14 protein-coding genes are annotated in these 20216 nt (G+C 60.5%); 9 read left to right on the top strand and 5 right to left on the bottom strand.

Annotated features, from left to right (window positions below):
• The first annotated feature begins 137 nt into the window (after positions 1–137).
• A complete protein-coding gene (locus tag AACY49_RS20725; protein WP_339526100.1) occupies positions 138–803 on the top strand; it encodes a DUF3313 domain-containing protein in 666 nt (221 codons plus the stop codon).
• A 371-nt stretch (positions 804–1174) separates the two neighbouring features.
• On the opposite strand, the gene AACY49_RS20720 is transcribed toward AACY49_RS20725, so the two are convergent.
• From AACY49_RS20720 to AACY49_RS20705, 4 genes are all read right to left on the bottom strand, one after another.
• Positions 1175–1981: a metal-dependent hydrolase gene (locus tag AACY49_RS20720; protein ID WP_339526099.1), complete on the bottom strand. Its 807-nt coding sequence runs from the start codon at positions 1979–1981 to the stop codon at positions 1175–1177.
• Positions 1982–1984: 3 nt separating this feature from the next.
• On the bottom strand, positions 1985–3013 hold the full coding sequence (locus tag AACY49_RS20715) for a fatty acid desaturase family protein (RefSeq protein ID WP_339526098.1): 1029 nt from the start codon (positions 3011–3013) through the stop codon (positions 1985–1987).
• 105 nt (positions 3014–3118) lie between these two features.
• Positions 3119–3913, bottom strand: coding sequence for a hypothetical protein (locus AACY49_RS20710; RefSeq protein WP_258696020.1), 795 nt, complete (start codon positions 3911–3913; stop codon positions 3119–3121).
• 250 nt (positions 3914–4163) lie between these two features.
• Positions 4164–4589: a YciI family protein gene (locus AACY49_RS20705; protein WP_258696019.1), complete on the bottom strand. Its 426-nt coding sequence runs from the start codon at positions 4587–4589 to the stop codon at positions 4164–4166.
• A gap of 185 nt (positions 4590–4774) precedes the next feature.
• Between AACY49_RS20705 and AACY49_RS20700 the strand changes: the two genes are divergently transcribed.
• The 8 genes from AACY49_RS20700 to AACY49_RS20665 all read left to right on the top strand — a co-directional run bounded on the left by AACY49_RS20700 (position 4775) and on the right by AACY49_RS20665 (position 18631).
• Positions 4775–5218 (top strand): polyketide cyclase, encoded by a 444-nt coding sequence (locus AACY49_RS20700; protein WP_258700736.1) that lies wholly within the window; start codon positions 4775–4777, stop codon positions 5216–5218.
• A 285-nt stretch (positions 5219–5503) separates the two neighbouring features.
• A complete protein-coding gene (tpx, locus tag AACY49_RS20695) occupies positions 5504–6004 on the top strand; it encodes a thiol peroxidase (RefSeq protein WP_320390781.1) in 501 nt (166 codons plus the stop codon).
• A gap of 443 nt (positions 6005–6447) precedes the next feature.
• Complete coding sequence (locus tag AACY49_RS20690; RefSeq protein ID WP_258696017.1) at positions 6448–7764, top strand: MdtA/MuxA family multidrug efflux RND transporter periplasmic adaptor subunit; 1317 nt, start codon at positions 6448–6450, stop codon at positions 7762–7764.
• A complete protein-coding gene (locus AACY49_RS20685; RefSeq protein WP_339526097.1) occupies positions 7761–10865 on the top strand; it encodes an MdtB/MuxB family multidrug efflux RND transporter permease subunit in 3105 nt (1034 codons plus the stop codon). Before AACY49_RS20690 ends, AACY49_RS20685 begins: the two co-directional genes overlap by 4 nt.
• A complete protein-coding gene (locus tag AACY49_RS20680; RefSeq protein ID WP_258696015.1) occupies positions 10862–13969 on the top strand; it encodes an efflux RND transporter permease subunit in 3108 nt (1035 codons plus the stop codon). Before AACY49_RS20685 ends, AACY49_RS20680 begins: the two co-directional genes overlap by 4 nt.
• The gene (locus tag AACY49_RS20675) at positions 13966–15447 is read left to right on the top strand and encodes an efflux transporter outer membrane subunit (protein ID WP_339526094.1); all 1482 of its coding nucleotides are present in this window, start codon (positions 13966–13968) and stop codon (positions 15445–15447) included. The genes AACY49_RS20680 and AACY49_RS20675 overlap by 4 nt, the downstream gene beginning before the upstream one ends.
• A 233-nt stretch (positions 15448–15680) precedes the next feature.
• Positions 15681–17762 (top strand): putative bifunctional diguanylate cyclase/phosphodiesterase, encoded by a 2082-nt coding sequence (locus AACY49_RS20670; RefSeq protein ID WP_339526092.1) that lies wholly within the window; start codon positions 15681–15683, stop codon positions 17760–17762.
• A 122-nt stretch (positions 17763–17884) separates the two neighbouring features.
• Positions 17885–18631: an SDR family oxidoreductase gene (locus AACY49_RS20665; RefSeq protein WP_258696012.1), complete on the top strand. Its 747-nt coding sequence runs from the start codon at positions 17885–17887 to the stop codon at positions 18629–18631.
• Between the two features lie 147 nt (positions 18632–18778).
• Here AACY49_RS20665 and mapR read toward each other — a convergent pair whose 3' ends face one another.
• Positions 18779–20188: a GntR family transcriptional regulator MpaR gene (mapR, locus tag AACY49_RS20660; protein WP_339526089.1), complete on the bottom strand. Its 1410-nt coding sequence runs from the start codon at positions 20186–20188 to the stop codon at positions 18779–18781.
• Positions 20189–20216: the final 28 nt, after the last annotated feature.

Genomic DNA, 20216 nt, shown 5'->3' with positions numbered 1-20216 from the left:
ATGTCTTCGCGGGCTTGCCCGCGAAGGGGCCTTTGAATATTGCCGCATTGTGATTTTTGATACAAAAACCGGGCATTAGCTATACCTGTAACTCCCGTAGGCAATACCGTTGCCGTCCTTCTGACAGGAGTTAAAGCATGAAGCTTGCGTTAATGATGAGCACACTGTGCATCGCCTCGATCGGGGTGGTGGGTTGCGCCAGCAAAGTCGTCGAGCCAGACCAGTACTCCGGCTTTCTCAAGGACTACAGTCAACTCAAGGAAGCCAAATCGCCATCGGGCGTCGTGGTGATGCGCTGGGTCGATCCCAAGCTCAACATCAACAAATACACCAGTGCCTACATCGAGCCGACCCAGATCTATCCAAAACCGCAACCGACAGTGAAAATCCCTCAGACCACGCTGAACGGTATCACCAGCTACTACGATCAGGCGCTCAAGCGCGAACTGGGTAAATCCCTGCCACTGGCCAGCGGCCCCGGCCCTGGCGTGATCGTGGTGCGTGCGGCGATTACCGCCGTCAGCAGCAAGACCGAAGGCCTCAAGCCTTATGAAGTGATCCCGATCGCCCTGGTAGCGGCGGCAGTCAGCACTGCCAGCGGCATACGTGATCAGGAAACCAATCTGGCCACCGAAGCGGTGTTTCTCGATGGCAGCACCAACAAAGTCATCGCCCAGGTGGTGCGCAAGGGCACCGGCAAACCGCTGGAAAACGAAGCTCAGGTGATGAAGGCCGATGACGTGAAAAACGTGATCGATGGTTGGGCTTCGGACTTGAATCAGTCGTTTGTCAAGTCCAAGTAAAGCGGGTTTATTGTTCGCGCAAGATCGTTCCCAGGCATGGGAACGATCAATCGCTTTGGCTATCCCCCTGGATATCGGCCGGTGTGACGGTGAGCGCAATCGGCGCCGCATGACTTTGCACTGTCTGAGCCCCGACACCACAACTTGCGAAAAACGCCATCAGGCTGAATGCTGCAGCGCGAAGCAAACCATTCATAGACGTTTCCTCATTTTCTGAAGGTGACATTCAGTCCGGCCAACAGCGTGAAGGGTGGCTGGCCATTGCCGCCGAAACCAAGGGGAATGCAGTGGTCGTTTTTCAAATGGCGGCTTTTTTACTCTAGCAGGTGGTTGGCGCGTCAACCGTCTGATCATGCCGCTCTTTTATCGAACTAATCCCTTCGTTTCAGCGGAAGAAAGTAGGCGGCCCATCCGATGGCCATCGACGCCAGATTGGCGCCATCGCGCAACAGCAAGCTGCCCGCAGCACGCCGTACTTCCTTCGAGCTGACGCGGCCACGGGCGATGTCGAGGCGGGCAAAACTGTGCATGTGGCGAATGACATCGAACGCCATGAGCCCCGATGCCGCCAGGAAATAGAAGATCCGCTGCCAATAGGGTATGCCCAGCGCCCGCGCCAGATCCGTGGTGACGTGCTGGTGGGCGACTTCTTCTGTGCAGTGCCACCGCCATAGGCGTGTCTGCGGCGACTCCTTGACCGAGAGCAAGCCGTTTCTACGCAAGGCGGCGGTGGACATGACGGCCGTCACGTGCTCGAACGCGGCAGCCAACGCCAGTTGCGCCTTGAGTGACAATTTCGATCGAAGGGCCTCGAGATCCTTTTCGATCATGTGCTCGAACTTCTTGACTTCAAACCCCTGGTTTTCCAGTTGCTGGTTGTACAGCCTGTGCGCTCGCTGATGGGACCGCTCCTCTGCCACGAAACTGCGCGAGCGTTCGGCAAGCGCCGACGTTTGTTGCAAGCGCAGAGCGGATGACTCCACCACCGAAATCACGAATTGTTCACCGGCAGGCAGCAGTACCGAACAGGCATCGAACAGGTAGGTTTTGATCGATGTGTCGTTCCAGAATGGCTTGAAGAGGGCGGCTTCGCCGCTATTGTCGCGTTCCACAGTGTTGATGCGGTGCCTGTCCTCGGCAGTGTTTGTGTGCCGTGGTTCGATCGTTGTGTTTGTCATCGCTTACTTCCAGAGTCGGGGGCCGAGTCGCATCCAGGTCGCAAAGAAGGTGGGTAGGTCTGTCACGCTGCCTGGCTTGCTTTTGGCCAGAACTATCGATTGAGCGTGCGCATGGAACCAGCGGGTCGCCGGCGCGTCATGGTGAGTGCGATGCAGCGAGCGATGCAGGACAAGCCAGGACAGTGGCTTTGGCAGATACAAATCCGTCGTGATTTCAGAGGGCGCGCGGCGCAAGCCTTGAGCCGAGATTGATACGCCATAGTGCTCGGCCTGCGTCAGCCAGAAATCCAGCCAGGCAAAAATGCAATACGGAAGCAGATAGGCGCATACGACTTGTCGAGGCACCTCATAGATGCCTAACGCCAGCACCGCGACGAATACGACGATCAAGGCGTTGTTCCAGCGCCAGCGCCAGATCGCGCGCGGGGGCGTGTAGCGTCGGGAAATAATATTGGTGGTGACGGTAATCCATAGTTGCTCCACGGCACCCAGCAGGCTGATCAGGCGTGTTCGCCATGTCTGTTCGTACATCAGCCCTTCGGGATCATCGGCCTGGCAGGTTTTGCGATGGTGTTCGAGGTGAAAGTAGCGGTAGCCCACGAAGTTGGCGGCGAAAATGGCCGCCGCGAACACACCCACTGCATCATTGAGACGCGTGCCAACGAGGAACTGACGATGCACAGACTGATGCTTGATCTCCTGAACACCAATCATCAGGATCGCCTGGAGCACTATCAGCGGAGCAATGGCCAGCCATCCGAACGCCTCGTGCGCAGCCAGCCAGGCGATCGCCGCCGTATTCAAGACACACAGTGCCAGGAACAGATAGCTGGGCAGGTTGGAGCGCGATGAATGAAAGGCGGCCTGTAGCAGCTGCCGAAGGCTGCGTTCGGCTGCGAAGCAGTCGCAAGTCCTGCTTGCACGGTTTGTCTGCAATACCGCAGCGCCTGACTTTGCAACCGCTTCGCAGCCGGACGCAGCCTGGCGGCAGCTGCTACAGACACTACCCAAAGGTTTTGCTTGCTTAAACATTCGACAGCCTCCTCAGACCCGAGCCAAAGTAAGAAAACGCCAGCCGCCAGAAACGCCTGTCGCGGCCGAACGCAGGTGCTGCGTTTTCTACTGTTAGAGAGGCGTTCACAAATACACGAAGAGCAGTTTTTTCATGCGCTGCAGCCAAGGCAGCGGGACTCTCTTCCAGATAAAGGAAAGGCCGGAGAGTGGCACTTTACCCAGGATCAGCACGCCGAAATCCAGCGAAGGCTCATGGGGGAAGTAGTTGTCCTTGATGGCGACGATCTTGCGAAAGCCTTTTTTGAAGTAATACCGCAGTTGCGGATCCAGCGGCAGGCCCTTGTGTTCACCTCGCACATACTGCGCTACCGGAATATCGGGATTCTTCGAGATCCAGTTACGAAGACCCGGGACCGGCGAACCAAGATAGATGTCTGACCATCCCGCCTTCAGCGCATGGGGCCAAAAGAACTCGAAAATCGCTTGCGCCGCTTTTGGATCAACACTGCTCAGGCTGATGCCAAACAGCACACCGGTTTTTGCGGACTCATCGCCATGCTGCTTTCTCGCACAGTCTTGCCAAGTCGGGCACTTGCTGATGATGTCGTGCCGGGTGGGTTTCATGAACAACGACGCCAGCGCTGTCCCCGTGCGCGTGCAAAAAGCGCCGATACTCAATGCAGGGAAGGAGGCGACCCGGGATGCCAGCATGGAGACATCGGCGCGCTGATCGCTTTCCCATTTCCTTTGCTCTAGTTCAAGCAGCGAGGGAATATCCGTTGGAGATAAAAATCGAACGTTGATCTCAACGTCATTAGAGAGCCTGTAAACCCCTGCTTTATTTTTATCCACCCAACTATCAGGGGGCTTTGGAATTCCGTTTTTTAAAGCTGCTTCCATTTCGATAACAGGCAACATCGCGTATTCGGCTCGCAGATTGATGAGGCGTTAATCAATCCGCACTAATGTATTGCGCCTATGTGAACGTCTTATGAAGGGAACAAGAAACATCGAGTGAGCCTTGGCTTGCCTGCCAAACACAATCTCCTGTGGGAGCGGGCTTGCTCGCGAAGTGGGATTGTCAGTCAACATCATTGTTGAATGTTGAACCGCGCGTAGGAGCAGCCTTCGGCAGCTCCTACGGTATGTCAGGTGTTTCAGGTGTGCTTCAGCACTTCTTCGCCTGCGCGCGCACTCGCTCTTCCTGCTCCCGCAATTGCGGTGTGAACTCGGCACCGAAATCTTCGGCTTCGAACACCTGGCGAATCTCGATCTCGGCTTCTGTACCCGGCATCGGGTTGGGGCAGCGCTTGACCCACTCGATCGCTTCCTCTTTCGACTTAACCTGCCACAGCCAATAGCCGGCGATCAGCTCTTTGGTTTCGATGAAAGGGCCGTCGATCACTGTGCGTTTATCTCCCGAGAAACGCACACGGGCGCCTTTGCTGCTGGGCTGCAGGCCATCGCAATCGATGAGGATGCCGGCCTTGGCCAGCTCCTCGTTGTAATTGCCCATCGCGGTCATCAGTTCTTCGCTGGGCATCACGCCGGCCTCGGAGTCGGGGCTGGCTTTTACAATGATCATGAATCGCATGGTCTTGTCTCCGTTGGATTTGAGTGACTCACTGCCTAGTCGAATGGCCAGGCGCCAAATCGACAACGCGGCTAAAAGAGATCGCTAAGAACCGGCCTGATACCCCGTGTCCCTGTAGGGGGATAGGTAGGATTTTAGTGTAATGGTAGTCTGCGAGTTCTCTGGCCATTGCAATGCCACTGCCTATGCCCGTCCTGGAACTCACCACCCTGATCCCCGACCGAACGCCCTCACAAGTCCTGGACTTCTGCCTGGAAGGCCTGAACTTCCCGAAGATCTTCCCGGAACGGGTCACACCGTTGGGTGATATCGACCTGAACAGCCTGCGCATCGAAGCCGGCCGTCAGTTCCGTTTTCGACACTGGATGTTCAACGTCATCCCGTCGAACTGGACGGTGGTGATCCGTGAAGTCAGTGACACTCATTTTATCGATGAAATGCTCAAGGGGCCGCTGCGTGCCTTTCGTCATGAACACCGGGTGGCGGCGGGCGAGGGCGGTACGCTGTACACCGACCGTGTGACCTATGCGGCGATTGGCGGTGCTTTGAGTGAAGGGTTGCTGGTGAATGCCTACATGCGGCGGATTTTCGTGGCGCGGCACCGCAATATGTTGCGGTTGCTCGGATAGCAATCCTGTGGGCTTTTGTGGCGAGGGAGCTTGCTCCCGCTGGGTCGCGAAGCGGCCCCAGAAGCTTTGCGACTGCTGCGCAGTCGAGCGGGAGCAAGCTCCCTAGCCACACAAGCCCGCTCCCACAGGGTTATGCAGTGTTTGTAAGCTTTGTTGGGATGCTTGTATCCAGTTTGCGCGACAACACATCACAATTTGTGTCTGGGCATAGGTCGTCAGACAATTTCGTGGTTAACTTCGGCCTCGTCAAAACTCTCTACAACAACGTTCAGAAGGACTCCGTTCATGGCTCAAGTCACTCTTAAAGGCAACCCGGTTCAAGTCAACGGCCAATTGCCACAAGCCGGTTCCAAGGCGCCAGCCTTTTCCCTGGTCGCCGGCAATCTGTCCGACGTGACCCTGGCGAGCTTCGCCGGCAAGCGCAAAGTGTTGAACATCTTCCCAAGCATCGACACCCCAACCTGCGCCACCTCCGTGCGCAAGTTCAACGCCCAGGCCAACGACGTGGCCAACACCGTCGTATTGTGCATCTCCGCTGACCTGCCGTTCGCCCAAGCCCGCTTCTGCGGCGCCGAAGGCCTGGAAAACGTGCAGAACCTGTCGACCCTTCGCGGTGCCGAGTTCATCGAGAACTACGGCGTGGCGATTGCCGATGGTCCGCTCAAAGGCCTGACCGCCCGTGCCGTCGTGGTGCTGGACGAAAACGACAACGTGCTGCACAGCGAACTGGTCAAGGAAATCGCTGAAGAGCCGAACTACGATGCAGCACTTGCCGTTCTGAAATAAGTCTACTTTTACAATTGTTAACGGCCTAGGGGGCGTTCTCAGTTAATTTCCCCACCGCGTTGTCGCCTTAAAGCGGGCCAGGCAAGGCGCAGGCCGCTGGGAATGGTTGTTCCCTTTCCAAGGCCTGCAAAGCAGCCTGGCCCGCTTTAAGGCACAACCCGAAGGGCCGGGCCTGCTGTTGTGCAGGGCTGCGTTGCTCGAAGCTTATTTGGAATGACCAAACCACGCTTCTCGCGCCTTGCCCTGCACAACAGCAGACCCGGCGCGGCGGGGTAATTGATTGAGAACGCCCCCTCTGTCCAGGCCGTTTTCATTTGTGCTTCAGTGTCTTAGATAAACCTCCTGTTACGTAAGCCAAAGGTAAATTGCCGGTAAAGGCGCTTTGCTTAATACCCGCCAGTGCTTATCGTTCAGCCTCCCGTAGAAATAAGCGCACGCGCCCAATGGTTGATCATTCCATGCAATCCTCCGCTTCCCGCAATCCCCGTCACTGGCTGTTCGGCCTGCTGGTCCTGTTGGTCATCGCCGGCCTGTGCTGGAAATTCTGGCCCGCAGGCAGCAGCCCGAAGGAGAGCGCAGGGCAGAAAGCCGTTGCCGGGCACACCGGTCGGTCGGGGGGGATGCGTCCGGGGTTCGGCGGGGCGAGCGGGCCGGTCCCGGTGCGGGTGGCGCCGGCGGTCAAAGGTGACTTTCCGCTGTATTACAAGGCGCTGGGCACAGTCACGGCGCTGAACACCATCAATGTGCGCAGCCGCGTCGGTGGCGAACTGGTCAAGGTCTATTTCGAGGAAGGGCAAATGGTCAAGGCGGGCGACCTGCTGGCCGAGATCGACCCGCGTCCGTACCAGAACGCTTTGCTCCAGGCCGAAGGCACCTTGTTGCAGAATCAGGCACAACTGAAAAACGCCCAGGTCGATGTTGAGCGCTATCGCGACCTGTACCGCGAAGACAGTATCGCCAAGCAAACTCTGGACACCGCCGAAGCCTTGGTCGGCCAGTACCTGGGCACGGTCAAGACCAATCAGGCGGCAGTCAACGACGCCAAGCTCAATCTGGAGTTCACCAAGATCCGCGCCCCGATCGCCGGGCGTGTGGGCCTGCGTCAGCTGGACGTCGGCAACCTCGTCACGGCCAACGACACCACGGCGCTGGTGATCATCACCCAGACCCAACCGATCAGCGTGGCGTTTACCTTGCCGGAAAACAGCCTGGACGTCGTGCTGACCCGCTATCGCACCGGCGCCAAACTGCCCGCCGAAGCCTGGGACCGTGGTGATACCAAATTGCAGGCCACTGGGGTGTTGCAGAGCCTGGACAACCAGATCGACGTCACCACCGGCACTCTGAAATTCAAGGCCCGCTACGAGAACCGCGATCAAGCGCTGTTCCCCAATCAGTTCGTCAACGTCCACCTGCTGGCCGACACCCTCAAAGACGTGGTGCTCGCGCCTTCGGCCGCTATTCAGTTCGGCACCAACGGCACGTTCGTGTATGCCCTGGACGGCGACAAGAAGGTCAAGATCCGTCAGTTGAAAGTCGGCGCCAGTGACGGTGAAAACACCGTGATCACCGAAGGACTGTCCGTCGGTGATCGAGTGGTACTGGAAGGCACCGACCGCCTGAAGGACGGCAGTGAAGTGGAAGTCGTCAACGACAGCAAGGATGTGCCGACCACCCCGACCGAACACCTGCAAGGCAAGTCGGCCGCCACTGCACCTGACGCGACGGCCACCGACAAGGCGAAAAAGGGCGGCGCATGAGCATCTCGCGGCTGTTCATCCTTCGCCCGGTCGCCACGACCCTGAGCATGCTGGCCATTATTCTGGCCGGCGTGATTGCTTATCGGCTGCTGCCGGTGTCGGCATTGCCCCAGGTCGATTACCCGACCATTCGCGTCATGACGCTCTATCCCGGCGCCAGCCCGGATGTCATGACCAGCGCCGTGACCGCGCCGCTGGAACGTCAGTTCGGGCAGATGCCCGGCCTGACCCAGATGGCCTCGACCAGTTCCGGTGGCGCCTCGGTGCTGACCCTGCGTTTCAGCCTCGACATCAACATGGACGTCGCCGAGCAGCAGGTGCAGGCCGCGATCAACGCCGCGACCAATTTGCTGCCCAAGGACTTGCCGGCGCCGCCGGTGTACAACAAGGTCAACCCGGCGGACACCCCGGTGCTGACGTTGGCTATCACCTCCAAAACCATGCTGTTACCCAAACTCAATGATTTGGTCGACACCCGCATGGCGCAGAAAATCGCCCAGATCAGCGGTGTCGGCATGGTCAGCATCGCCGGCGGTCAGCGTCAGGCAGTGCGCATCAAGGTCAACCCCGAAGCGCTGGCAGCCAACGGCCTGAACCTGTCGGACGTGCGCACGTTGATCGGCGCCTCCAACGTCAACCAGCCCAAGGGCAACTTCGACGGCCCGACCCGGGTGTCGATGCTCGACGCCAACGACCAACTGACGTCACCCAAGGACTACGCCAACCTGATCCTCGCTTACAAAAATGGCGCGCCGTTGCGGCTCAAGGACGTGGCGCAAATCGTCGACGGCGCCGAAAACGAACGCCTCGCCGCATGGGCCAATGAAAATCAGGCGGTATTGCTGAATATCCAGCGTCAGCCTGGGGCCAACGTCATCGAAGTGGTCGACCGGATCAAGGCCTTGCTACCGAGCATCACCGACAACCTACCGGCCGGCCTCGACGTCACGGTGCTCACTGACCGCACCCAGACCATCCGCGCCTCGGTCACCGACGTGCAACACGAATTGCTGATCGCCATCGCGTTGGTGGTGATGGTCACATTCCTGTTCCTGCGGCGGGCCAGCGCCACGATCATTCCGTCGGTGGCCGTACCGCTGTCGTTGATCGGCACCTTCGGCGTGATGTACCTCGCAGGGTTCTCGGTCAACAACCTGACCCTGATGGCGCTGACCATCGCCACCGGTTTCGTGGTGGACGATGCGATCGTCATGCTGGAGAACATTTCCCGATTCATCGAAGAGGGCGACAGCCCGCTGCAAGCCGCGCTCAAGGGCGCCAAGCAGATTGGCTTCACCCTGATTTCCCTGACCCTGTCACTGATCGCGGTGCTGATTCCGCTGCTGTTCATGGCGGACGTGGTGGGGCGCTTGTTCCGCGAGTTCGCGATCACCCTGGCGGTGGCGATCCTGATTTCCCTGGTGGTATCCCTGACCCTGACGCCGATGATGTGCGCGCGGTTGCTCAAGCGTGAGCCGAAGGAGGAAGAGCAAGGTCGTTTCTACCGAGCCAGCGGCGCGGCAATTGATTGGATGATCGCGGCTTACGGGCGCAAGTTAAAGTGGGTTCTCAAGCATCAACCGCTGACGCTGCTGGTGGCTATTGGCACCCTGGCATTGACCGTGTTCCTGTACATGGTGGTGCCCAAGGGCTTCTTCCCGGTGCAGGACACCGGGGTGATCCAGGGGATTTCCGAGGCACCGCAGTCGATTTCCTTCGCTGCGATGAGCGAGCGCCAGCAGCAACTGGCCAAGGTGATCCTCGCTGACCCTGCGGTCGAGAGCCTGTCGTCCTACATCGGGGTCGACGGCGATAACTCGACGCTCAATAGCGGTCGGCTGCTGATCAACCTCAAATCCCACAGCCAGCGCGACCTGAGTGCCACCGAAGTGATCGCGCGCCTGCAACCGGAACTGGACAAGCTGATCGGCATTCGCCTGTTCATGCAGCCGGTGCAGGACCTGACCATTGAAGACCGGGTCAGTCGCACGCAGTACCAGTTCAGCATGTCGTCGCCGGATGCCGAGTTGCTCAGCCTGTGGAGCGGGCGTCTGGTGGAAGCGCTGGCCCAACGGCCGGAACTGACCGATGTCGCCAGTGACTTGCAGGACAAAGGCTTGCAGGTTTATCTGGTGATCGACCGCGATGCGGCGTCGCGGGTCGGCGTATCCGTGTCGAACATCACCGACGCGCTGTACGACGCCTTCGGGCAGCGGCAGATTTCCACCATTTACACCCAGGCCAGCCAGTACCGCGTGGTGCTGCAATCGCAGTCCGGCGAGAAGATCGGCCCGGATGCGCTGAACCAGATTCACGTCAAGACCACCGATGGCGGGCAGGTGCGCCTGTCCAGCCTGGCGCATGTCGAGGAGCGGCAGGCGCAACTGGCGATCACCCACATCGGCCAGTTCCCGGCGGTGATGATGTCATTCAACCTGGCGCCCGGCGTGGCGCTGGGGCATGCGGTGCAGATCATCGATCAGGTGCAGAAAGACATCGGCATGCCGATTGGCGTGCAGACCCAGTTCCAGGGCGCGGCCGAAGCGTTCCAGGCGTCGCTGTCGAGCACCTTGCTGCTGATTCTGGCGGCGGTGGTGACCATGTACATCGTGCTCGGCGTGCTCTACGAGAGCTACATTCACCCGATCACTATCCTCTCGACCTTGCCCTCGGCGGCGGTCGGCGCCTTGCTGGCGTTGCTGTTGAGCGGCAATGACCTGGGGATGATCGCGATCATCGGCATCATCCTGCTGATCGGTATCGTGAAAAAGAACGCGATCATGATGATCGACTTCGCCCTCGAGGCTGAACGTAATCAGGGCATGGACCCGCAAACCGCGATCTATCAGGCAGCGCTGCTGCGCTTTCGGCCGATTCTGATGACCACCCTGGCCGCGTTGTTCGGCGCGGTGCCGCTGATGCTGGCCACCGGCTCCGGCGCGGAGTTGCGCCAGCCTTTGGGTCTGGTGATGGTCGGTGGCTTGCTGGTGAGTCAGGTGCTGACGCTGTTCACCACCCCCGTCATTTACTTGTACTTCGACCGCCTCGGGCGGCGCTGGGGCCGTAAGGCCGAGTCCGTGGACCCGGTAGAGCAGCCATGAACCTGTCTGGACCTTTCATCAAGCGCCCGGTCGCGACGATGTTGCTGAGCCTGGCGATCATGTTGCTGGGCGGCGTGAGCTTCGGTCTGTTGCCGGTGGCGCCGTTGCCGCAGATGGATTTCCCGGTGATCGTGGTTCAGGCCAGTTTGCCCGGCGCGAGCCCGGAGGTCATGGCCTCGACCGTGGCCACGCCGCTGGAGCGTTCCTTCGGCGCCATCGCCGGGGTCAACACCATGAGCAGCCGTTCCAGCCAGGGCTCGACCCGGGTGATTTTGCAGTTCGACCTGGACCGCGACATCAACGGCGCGGCGCGGGAAGTGCAGGCGGCAATCAACGCCTCGCGCAACCTGCTGCCCAGCGGCATGCGCAGCATGCCGACCTACAAGAAGGTCAACCCGTCCCAGGCACCGATCATGGTGCTGTCGCTGACCTCGGATGTGCTGGAAAAAGGCCAGCTCTACGATTTGGCCTCGACCATTCTGTCCCAAAGCCTGTCCCAGGTGCAGGGCGTGGGTGAAGTGCAGATCGGTGGCAGCTCGTTGCCGGCGGTGCGCATCGAACTCGAACCTCAGGCGCTCAACCAGTACGGCGTGGCGCTGGACGATGTGCGCACCACCATCGCCAACGCCAACGTGCGCCGGCCCAAGGGGTCGGTCGAAGACGGCCAACGGCTGTGGCAGGTCCAGGCCAACGATCAGCTGGAAAAGGCCAAGGATTACGAGTCGCTGATCATTCACTACGCGGACGGCGCGGCCCTGCGCCTGAAGGATGTGGCCAAGGTCAGCGACGGCGTCGAGGACCGCTATAACAGCGGGTTCTTCAACGATGACGCGGCGGTGTTGCTGGTGATCAACCGCCAGGCCGGCGCCAACATCATCGAGACGGTCAACGAAATCAAGGCGCAGTTGCCGGCGTTGCAGGCCGTGCTGCCGGCCAGCGTCAAGCTGAACCTGGCGATGGACCGTTCGCCGGTGATCAAGGCCACCCTGCATGAAGCGGAAATGACCCTGCTGATCGCCGTGGCGCTGGTGATTCTGGTGGTGTTCCTGTTCCTTGGTAACTTCCGTGCCTCGCTGATTCCGACCCTGGCGGTGCCGGTGTCGCTGGTGGGCACGTTTGCGGTGATGTACCTCTACGGGTTCTCCCTGAACAACCTGTCGCTGATGGCGCTGATCCTGGCCACCGGGCTGGTGGTGGATGACGCCATCGTGGTGCTGGAGAACATTTCCCGGCACATCGACAAGGGCGTGCCGCCGATGAAGGCCGCGTACCTCGGGGCCCAGGAAGTCGGCTTCACGCTGCTGTCGATGAACGTCTCGCTGGTGGCGGTGTTCCTGTCGATCCTGTTCATGGGCGGGATCATTGAAAGCCTGTTCCGCGAGTTTTCCATCACCCTGGCGGCGGCCATCGTGGTGTCGTTGCTGGTGTCGCTGACGCTGACACCGATGCTCTGCGCCCGCTGGCTCAAGCCGCACACGCCGGGTCAGGAAAACCGCCTGCAACGCTGGAGCCAGCGGACTAACGAGTGGATGGTCGGCAAATACGCCACCAGCCTTGATTGGGTGCTGCGTCACCGTCGGCTGACCTTGCTCAGCCTGTTCGTGACAATTGGCGTCAACATCGCGCTGTATGTTGTTGTTCCTAAAACCTTCCTGCCCCAGCAAGACACCGGCCAGTTGATCGGTTTCGTGCGCGGCGACGATGGGCTGTCGTTCAGCGTGATGCAGCCGAAGATGGAAATCTTCCGCCGCGCCGTGCTCAAGGACGAAGCGGTGCAAAGTGTCGCCGGGTTCATCGGTGGCAACAACGGCACCAACAACGCCTTCATGCTGGTACGGCTCAAGCCGATCAAGGAACGCAACCTGTCCGCCCAGAAAGTCATCGAGCGCCTGCGCAAGGAAATGCCCAAGGTGCCCGGTGCACAGTTGATGCTGATGGCGGATCAGGACCTGCAATTTGGCGGCGGCCGTGAACAGACCACCTCGCAGTATTCCTACATTCTGCAAAGCGGCGATCTCGGTGCGTTGCGCGAGTGGTATCCGAAAGTCGTCGTCGCCCTCAAGGCGCTGCCGGAGCTGACGGCGATTGATGCGCGCGAAGGCCGTGGCGCCCAGCAAGTGACGTTGATTGTCGATCGCGATCAGGCCAAGCGTCTGGGCGTCGACATGGACATGGTCACGGCAGTGCTGAACAACGCCTACAGCCAGCGGCAGATTTCGACGATCTACGACAGCCTCAACCAGTATCAGGTGGTGATGGAGGTCAATCCGAAATACGCTCAGGACCCGATTACCCTGAATCAGGTCAAAGTCATCACGGCTGACGGCGCGCGGATTCCGTTGTCGACCATCGCCCATTACGAAAACAGCCTGGAAGACGACCGGGTCAGCCACGAAGGCCAGTTCGCTTCGGAAAGCATTGCTTTTGACATGGCCGAAGGCGTGACGGTGGAGCAGGGCAGCGCCGCCATCGAGCGGGCGATTGCCAAGGTGGGTCTGCCAGAGGATGTGATCGCGAAAATGGCCGGCACCGCTGACGCCTTTGCCGCCGCCCAGAAAAGCCAGCCGTGGATGATTCTCGGCGCGCTGGTGGCGGTCTATCTGGTGTTGGGTGTGTTGTATGAAAGCTACATTCATCCGCTGACCATTCTCTCGACCTTGCCGTCGGCCGGGGTCGGCGCGCTGCTGTCGATCTATGTGCTGGGCGGTGAGTTCAGCCTGATCTCCTTGCTCGGGCTGTTTCTGCTGATCGGCGTGGTGAAGAAAAACGCCATTTTGATGATCGACCTGGCGCTGCAACTGGAGCGGCACCAAGGCCTGGAGCCGTTGGAGTCGATCCGCAGCGCTTGTTTGCAACGTTTGCGACCGATTCTGATGACCACCCTGGCGGCAATCCTCGGCGCCTTGCCGTTGTTGCTGAGCCGGGCCGAAGGGGCGGAAATGCGTCAGCCGCTGGGCCTGACCATCATCGGCGGGCTGGTCTTCAGCCAGGTGCTGACTCTTTACACCACCCCGGTGGTTTACCTCTATCTCGACAAACTGCGCCATCGCTTCAACCATTGGCGTGGGGTGCGTACCGATGCTGCTCTGGAAACTCCGCTATGACTGACCGTTCGCTTCTCAACCTGGCTGCACCGCTGATCACGGCCCGAGGCTCGCGTTTGCTGAGCCTGTCGCTGTGCGTGGCGATGCTCAGCGCCTGCGCCATCGGCCCGGATTACCAGCGCCCGCAAGCCGCCGCACCTGCGCAGTACAAAGAGGCGGCCGGCTGGCGTCAGGCCAACCCCAGCGATTCGTTGGCGCGCGGTGCCTGGTGGGAGCTGTATGGCGATCAGCAGCTCAACGGTCTGATTGAAAAACTCAACAGCGCCAACCAGACCGTCGCCCAGTCCGAAGCCCAGTACCGCCAGGCTCAAGCCTTGGTGCGCAGTGCCCGGGGGGCGTTTTTCCCGACGGTGGACCTGACCGTCAGCAAGAACCGCTCCAGCCAGGGCACCGGCAGCAGCAGTTCCAGCCTGAGCAGTTCCTCCAGCGGCATCCGTGACACTTACTCGGCACAGGCCGGGGTCAGTTGGGAAGCTGATATCTGGGGCAAATTGCGCCGAGGCCTGGAAGCCGACACGGCCAACGCCGAGGCGAGCTTTGCCGACCTGGCAGCGATGCGCCTGAGCCAGCAATCGGAGCTGGTGCAGAACTACCTGCAACTTCGGGTGATCGACGAACAGAAACGCCTGCTGGAATCAACAGTCGAGGCCTATCAGCGTTCGCTGAAAATGACCGAAAACCAGTACCGCGCCGGTGTCTCCGGCAAGGATGCGGTGGCTCAGGCCACCACTCAGCTCAAAACCACCCAGGCGGAGAGGGTCGACCTGATCTGGCAGCGCGCGCAGTTCGAGAACGCCATTGCCGTGCTGATCGGCTTGCCGCCCGCTGAATTCAGCCTGGCCGAAACCCGGGACATCCCGGCATTGCCGCAGGTGCCGCTGAGCCTGCCTTCGCAGTTGCTGGAACGCCGCCCGGACATTGCCGCCGCCGAACGCTCGGTGATGGCCGCCAACGCCAACATCGGCGTGGCGAAGGCTGCCTATTACCCGGACCTGACCCTGAGCATGAACGGCGGTTATAGCAGCAGCACCTACGCCAACTGGATCAGCCTGCCGAACCGCTTCTGGTCGGTCGGCCCGCAACTGGCCATGACCCTGTTCGACGGCGGCCAGCGCTCGGCGGAAGTCGACCGCAGCGAAGCGGCCTACGACGAGACTGTCGCCAAATACCGCCAGACCGTGCTCGATGGCTTTCGCGAGGTAGAAAATTACCTGGTGCAGCTCAAGGTGCTGGAAGACGAAGCCGTCGTGCGCCAGGAAGCACTGGATGCGGCGCGCGAGTCCCTTCGCTTGACCCGGAATCAGTACAAGGCCGGGTTGATCGCTTATCTGGACGTGGCGGTGGTTCAGGCCACGGCGTTGAGTAACGAGCGTAACGTACTGAGCTTGTTGCAGAGCCGCTTGATCGCCAGCGTGCAGTTGATTGCCGCGCTGGGCGGCGGGTGGGACGGGCAGCTTCAAGTGAGCGACAAGCAATAACCCGACTCTGTGGCGGGCTTGCCCTGATACCAGCCAGTCAAGGTGCAAAACCTGTGGGAGCGGGCTTGACTTGCCGGCCCCTATCGTTATTGCGACCCTGTGCAACGATTACACAAACGTTTCATCGACTTGATGGCCTTTTGATTACTTTGTGAGTGCGTTCATCCGCGGAATCAGTACAATCTCCGACTTTGCTCCCCGAGAACGGATGCGGGGGCGTTGCGAGAAGTCCCATGCTCATCGGTAGCTATTCCCTTACATTAGTTTTCATATCGCTCTGCGTGGCGATACTGGCCTCTTATACTGCGCTCGACCTCACCGGCCGCATCGCCACGGCCACGGGCCGAGCCGTGCATCTATGGACGGCGGGCGGCTCTTTTGCGATGGGCATCGGCGTGTGGTCGATGCATTTCATCGGCATGCTCGCCTTCACATTGCCAATCGATCTGGGTTACGACGCCACCCTGACGGCGCTGTCGCTGTTGATCGCAGTCCTGTCCAGCGGCTTTGCCCTGTGGCTGGTCAGTCAGCCACGACTGCCCGCCTGGCAACTGGCGTTCGGCGCGCTGGTCATGGGCGCTGGCATCAGTGCCATGCATTACACCGGCATGGCCGCCATGCTCATGCAGCCGGGCATCGATTACGACCCCGCCCTGTTTAGTGCATCGCTGCTGATTGCCGTCGGCGCGTCGGGCGCGGCGTTATGGATCGCGTTCCGCCTGCGTCGGCACGCACCGTATGTTCGCTTGATCCGTGGCGGTGCCGCGATCATCATGGGCATCGCCATCGTCGGCATGCACTACACCGGCATGGCCGCGGCGCGCTTTGCCGACGGCAGTTTCTGTGGCGCGGCCATCCGTGGCTTGAACGGCAAGGGTCTGGACAGCCTGGTGCTGATCACCACTCTGGCGGTATTGAGCATCGCCTTGCTGACCTCGATCCTCGATGCGCGCCTGGAGGCTCGCACCGCTGACCTCGCCCGCTCGCTGACAGAGGCCAACCGCGAACTCACTCAACTGGCCCTGCACGACACCCTGACCGGTTTGCCCAACCGCATGCTGCTCGCCGACCGTATCGATCAGGCCATGTCGAAAGTGCAGGATCAGGGTGGCTGTTTTGCGCTGATGTTCATTGATCTGGATGGCTTCAAACCGGTCAACGATGCGTTCGGCCATCACATGGGCGACCAGCTGTTGCGCGAAGTTGCACTGCGCCTGCGTGAAGACTTGCGTAGCCAGGACACCCTGGCGCGGATCGGCGGCGACGAATTCGTGCTGCTGGTGCGCCTGAATGAGCCGAACGATGCGCTGAACCTCGCCGCACGCCAGGTCGGGTTGATCGCGCGGTCGTTCCGGGTGACCGAACATGACTTGCAGATTTCGGCCAGCGTCGGCATCGCCCTGTACCCGGGCAACGGCCAGAGCGCTCAGGAACTGTTGATGAACGCCGACGCGGCGATGTATCACGCCAAGGGCGGCGGTAAAAACGGCTACAGCTTCTTCGACGCCTCGATGAACAGCAACGCCCGCAAGCAATTGCAGCTGCTGCAGGATCTGCGCGCGGCGCTGGAGCACGGGCAGTTCTGCCTGCATTATCAGCCCAAGTTCGATGCCGCCAACGGTCGCCCTGTCGGTGCCGAGGCGTTGCTGCGCTGGATGCACCCGACCGAGGGCATGTTGCTGCCGGACACGTTCATCGACCTGGCGGAAAAGACCGGGCTGATCATTGCGATTGGCGAGTGGGTGCTCAATGAAGCCTGCCGTCAGATGCGCGAGTGGTACGTGCTCGGCTACACCGACTGGCGCATCTCGGTGAACCTGTCGTCCTTGCAGTTCTGCCACGCAGGGCTGGTCCAGAGCGTTGCCAAAGCCTTGGCGACTCATCATTTGCCAGCCAACAGCCTGACCCTGGAAATCACCGAAACCACCGCCATGAACGATGCCGATGCGAGCATGACGGTGCTGCAGGAACTCTCGGAAATGGGCGTCGACCTGTCCATCGATGACTTCGGTACCGGCTATTCGAGTTTGATGTACCTCAAGCGTTTGCCGGCCAATGAGCTGAAGATCGACCGGGGATTCGTCCGCGATCTGGAGCACGACAGCGACGACGCGGCTATCGTCTCGGCCATCGTCGCCCTTGGTCAGGCGCTGGGCTTGCGAATCGTGGCCGAAGGGGTGGAAACCGATGTCCAGCAAGACTTCCTGACCCGGCTGGGCTGCGACTCGTTGCAGGGGTACCTGCTCGGGCACCCGCTGCCGGCCGATCGCTTCATGATCGACATTCACCGCGGGGAGCAATTGACTACCAGCTGATGGACCCCCGTGGTGAGGGGGCAGCCCCCTCGCCACAGGGTTGACGCAGGCCCATGCAAAACCCGCCGATGGCGGTTATCCTTGGCCCCGACTGCTTACGCTACAAATGGGGGAAAGCCAGCATGGACAAAGTCATCGTCATCACCGGCGCCAGCCGCGGAATCGGCGCCGCCACGGCCCTGTTGGCCGCAGAGCTTGGCTATCGGATCTGTATCAACTATCAGTCCGACGAACAGGCGGCACAACGTGTGCTCGAGCAAGTACGTGCGCTCGGCGCCCAAGCCATCGCGGTGCGCGCCGACGTCAGCATCGAAGACGAAGTGATCGGACTGTTTCACCGGGTGGACACCGAGCTGGGCCGCGTCACCGCACTGGTCAACAACGCCGGCACCGTCGGGCAAAAGTCGCGGATCGACGAAATGTCTGAGTTCCGTATTCTGAAAATCCTCAAAACCAACGTCCTGGCACCGATCCTCTGTGCCAAACACGCGATTTTGCGCATGTCGCCCAAACACGGCGGGCAGGGCGGCAGCATCGTTAACGTATCGTCGGTCGCCGCTCGCTTGGGCGCGCCCAGCGAATACGTTGACTACGCCGCGTCCAAAGGCGCGCTGGACACCTTCACCATCGGTCTGTCCAAGGAAGTGGCGGGCGAGGGGATTCGCGTCAACGCCGTGCGCCCAGGTTACATCTACACCGATTTCCATGCCTTGAGCGGTGATCCGGACCGGGTCAGCAAGCTTGAGTCGGCAATACCAATGGCGCGCGGTGGGCGGCCGGATGAAGTGGCGGAGGCGATTGTGTGGTTGTTGTCGGATAAAGCGTCGTATGCGACCGGGACTTTCGTCGACCTCGGTGGTGGGCGTTAATCGTTAAGATGCTTTGTTGTCTGATCTGGCCTCTTCGCGAGCAAGCCCGCTCCCACAGGGGGCGTTGGTGAACACGTCATTTGTGAACACCACCGACCCCTGTGGGAGCGGGCTCGCGAAGGCGATAGCTCAGACGCCATTGAGCCCTTAGAACGACCGCACAATCCTCCCCAACGTCTCCATTGCCTTTTCCGAATCCTCAGTCCACGGGCTGCCGTAATTCAACCGAATACAATTCCTGAACCGCTGGGTCGGTGAAAAGATCGGCCCTGGGGCAATGCTGATCCCTTGCGCCAATGCCATCTGGAACAACTTCAGCGAATCCATCTGCGGTGGCAGCTCCAGCCACAGGAAGTAGCCGCCGGCCGGTTGGCTGACGCGGGTTTGGGCCGGGAAGTAGCGGGCGATGGCGGCGAGCATGGCGCTTTGCTGTTCTTCCAGGGCGTAGCGCAGTTTGCGCAGGTGTCGGTCGTAGCCGCCGTGTTGCAGGTAATCGGCGATGGCCGCCTGGGCGGGCATCGAGGCGCAGAGCGAGGTCATGAGTTTCAGGCGTTCGATCTTCTGCGCATAGCGCCCGGCGGCGACCCAGCCGATGCGGTAACCGGGGGCCAGGCTCTTGGCGAACGAACCGCAGTGCATCACCAGCCCTTCGGTATCGAAAGCCTTGGCCGGTTTTGGCGCCTGTTGGCCGTAATAGAGTTCGGCGTAAACGTCATCCTCGATCAGCGGCACCTGATGGCTGCGCAGCAGCTCCACCAGTTCCTGCTTCTTCGCCTCGGGCATGGTCGCGCCCATGGGGTTCTGGAAACTGGTCATGCACCAGCAGGCCTTGATCGGATGCCGTTCCAGGGTTTGCGCCAATACGCCGAGGTCAATGCCGTCTCGCGGGTGGACGGGAATTTCCACGGCTTTGAGTTTCAACCGTTCCAGCACTTGCAGGCTGGCGTAAAACGCCGGGGCTTCGATGGCCACCAGATCGCCAGGCTCCGTCACGGCTTGCAGGCACAGGTTCAGTGCTTCCAGCGCACCGTTGGTGATCAGCAGTTCTTCCATCGGCAGCATCAGCCCGCCGACCATGTAGCGCCGGGCGATTTGTCGGCGCAACTGCGGGTTGCCCGGTGACATGTCGGTGACCACCATGCGCGGGTCCATCTCCCGGGCGGCACTGGCCAGTGAGCGGGACAACCGTTGCAGCGGGAACAGCGTGGGGCTGGGGAAGGCCGAGCCGAAGGGCACGGTGGTCGGGTCCTTGATCGAGTCCAGCACCGAGAACACGAGCTCGCTGACGTCGACTTCGGTGGACTCGTTGACCTGGCTGCTGATCACCGGCTCCGAGAACGGGCTCGGTGCATGCGCATTGACGAAGTAGCCGGAACGCGGCCGGGCGCGGATAAGGCCGCGACGTTCGAGCAGGTAATAGGCCTGGAACACCGTGGACGGGCTGACGCCGTAGGTCTGACTGGCGTAGCGCACCGACGGCACCCGCTGGCCGGGGCCGAGAACGCCGGAGCGGATCAGTTCAGCGATGTCGTCGGCGAATTTTTCGTAGCGTTTCATCGAAGGCCCGGTTTGAAGTTATTCAAGT

Origin of the sequence: Pseudomonas sp. EL_65y_Pfl2_R96, assembly GCF_963970905.1 — a bacterium.
Classification (GTDB): Bacteria; Pseudomonadota; Gammaproteobacteria; order Pseudomonadales; family Pseudomonadaceae; genus Aquipseudomonas.
Note: the sequence above shows the minus strand (reverse complement) of the source record. Positions and strands in the feature narration are given on the sequence as shown.

Bases quoted from the DNA above. Each gene is read 5' to 3' on its own strand.
- tpx (WP_320390781.1), top strand. From the start codon at position 5,504: ATGGCTCAAGTCACTCTTAAAGGCAACCCGGTTCAAGTCAACGGCCAA.
- AACY49_RS20700 (WP_258700736.1), top strand. From the start codon at position 4,775: ATGCCCGTCCTGGAACTCACCACCCTGATCCCCGACCGAACGCCCTCA.
- AACY49_RS20675 (WP_339526094.1), top strand. From the start codon at position 13,966: ATGACTGACCGTTCGCTTCTCAACCTGGCTGCACCGCTGATCACGGCC.
- AACY49_RS20720 (WP_339526099.1), bottom strand. From the start codon at position 1,981: ATGACAAACACAACGATCGAACCACGGCACACAAACACTGCCGAGGAC.
- AACY49_RS20715 (WP_339526098.1), bottom strand. From the start codon at position 3,013: ATGTTTAAGCAAGCAAAACCTTTGGGTAGTGTCTGTAGCAGCTGCCGC.
- AACY49_RS20705 (WP_258696019.1), bottom strand. From the start codon at position 4,589: ATGCGATTCATGATCATTGTAAAAGCCAGCCCCGACTCCGAGGCCGGC.
- AACY49_RS20685 (WP_339526097.1), top strand. From the start codon at position 7,761: ATGAGCATCTCGCGGCTGTTCATCCTTCGCCCGGTCGCCACGACCCTG.
- mapR (WP_339526089.1), bottom strand. From the start codon at position 20,188: ATGAAACGCTACGAAAAATTCGCCGACGACATCGCTGAACTGATCCGC.
- AACY49_RS20680 (WP_258696015.1), top strand. From the start codon at position 10,862: ATGAACCTGTCTGGACCTTTCATCAAGCGCCCGGTCGCGACGATGTTG.
- AACY49_RS20725 (WP_339526100.1), top strand. From the start codon at position 138: ATGAAGCTTGCGTTAATGATGAGCACACTGTGCATCGCCTCGATCGGG.
- AACY49_RS20670 (WP_339526092.1), top strand. From the start codon at position 15,681: ATGCTCATCGGTAGCTATTCCCTTACATTAGTTTTCATATCGCTCTGC.
- AACY49_RS20690 (WP_258696017.1), top strand. From the start codon at position 6,448: ATGGTTGATCATTCCATGCAATCCTCCGCTTCCCGCAATCCCCGTCAC.
- AACY49_RS20710 (WP_258696020.1), bottom strand. From the start codon at position 3,913: ATGTTGCCTGTTATCGAAATGGAAGCAGCTTTAAAAAACGGAATTCCA.
- AACY49_RS20665 (WP_258696012.1), top strand. From the start codon at position 17,885: ATGGACAAAGTCATCGTCATCACCGGCGCCAGCCGCGGAATCGGCGCC.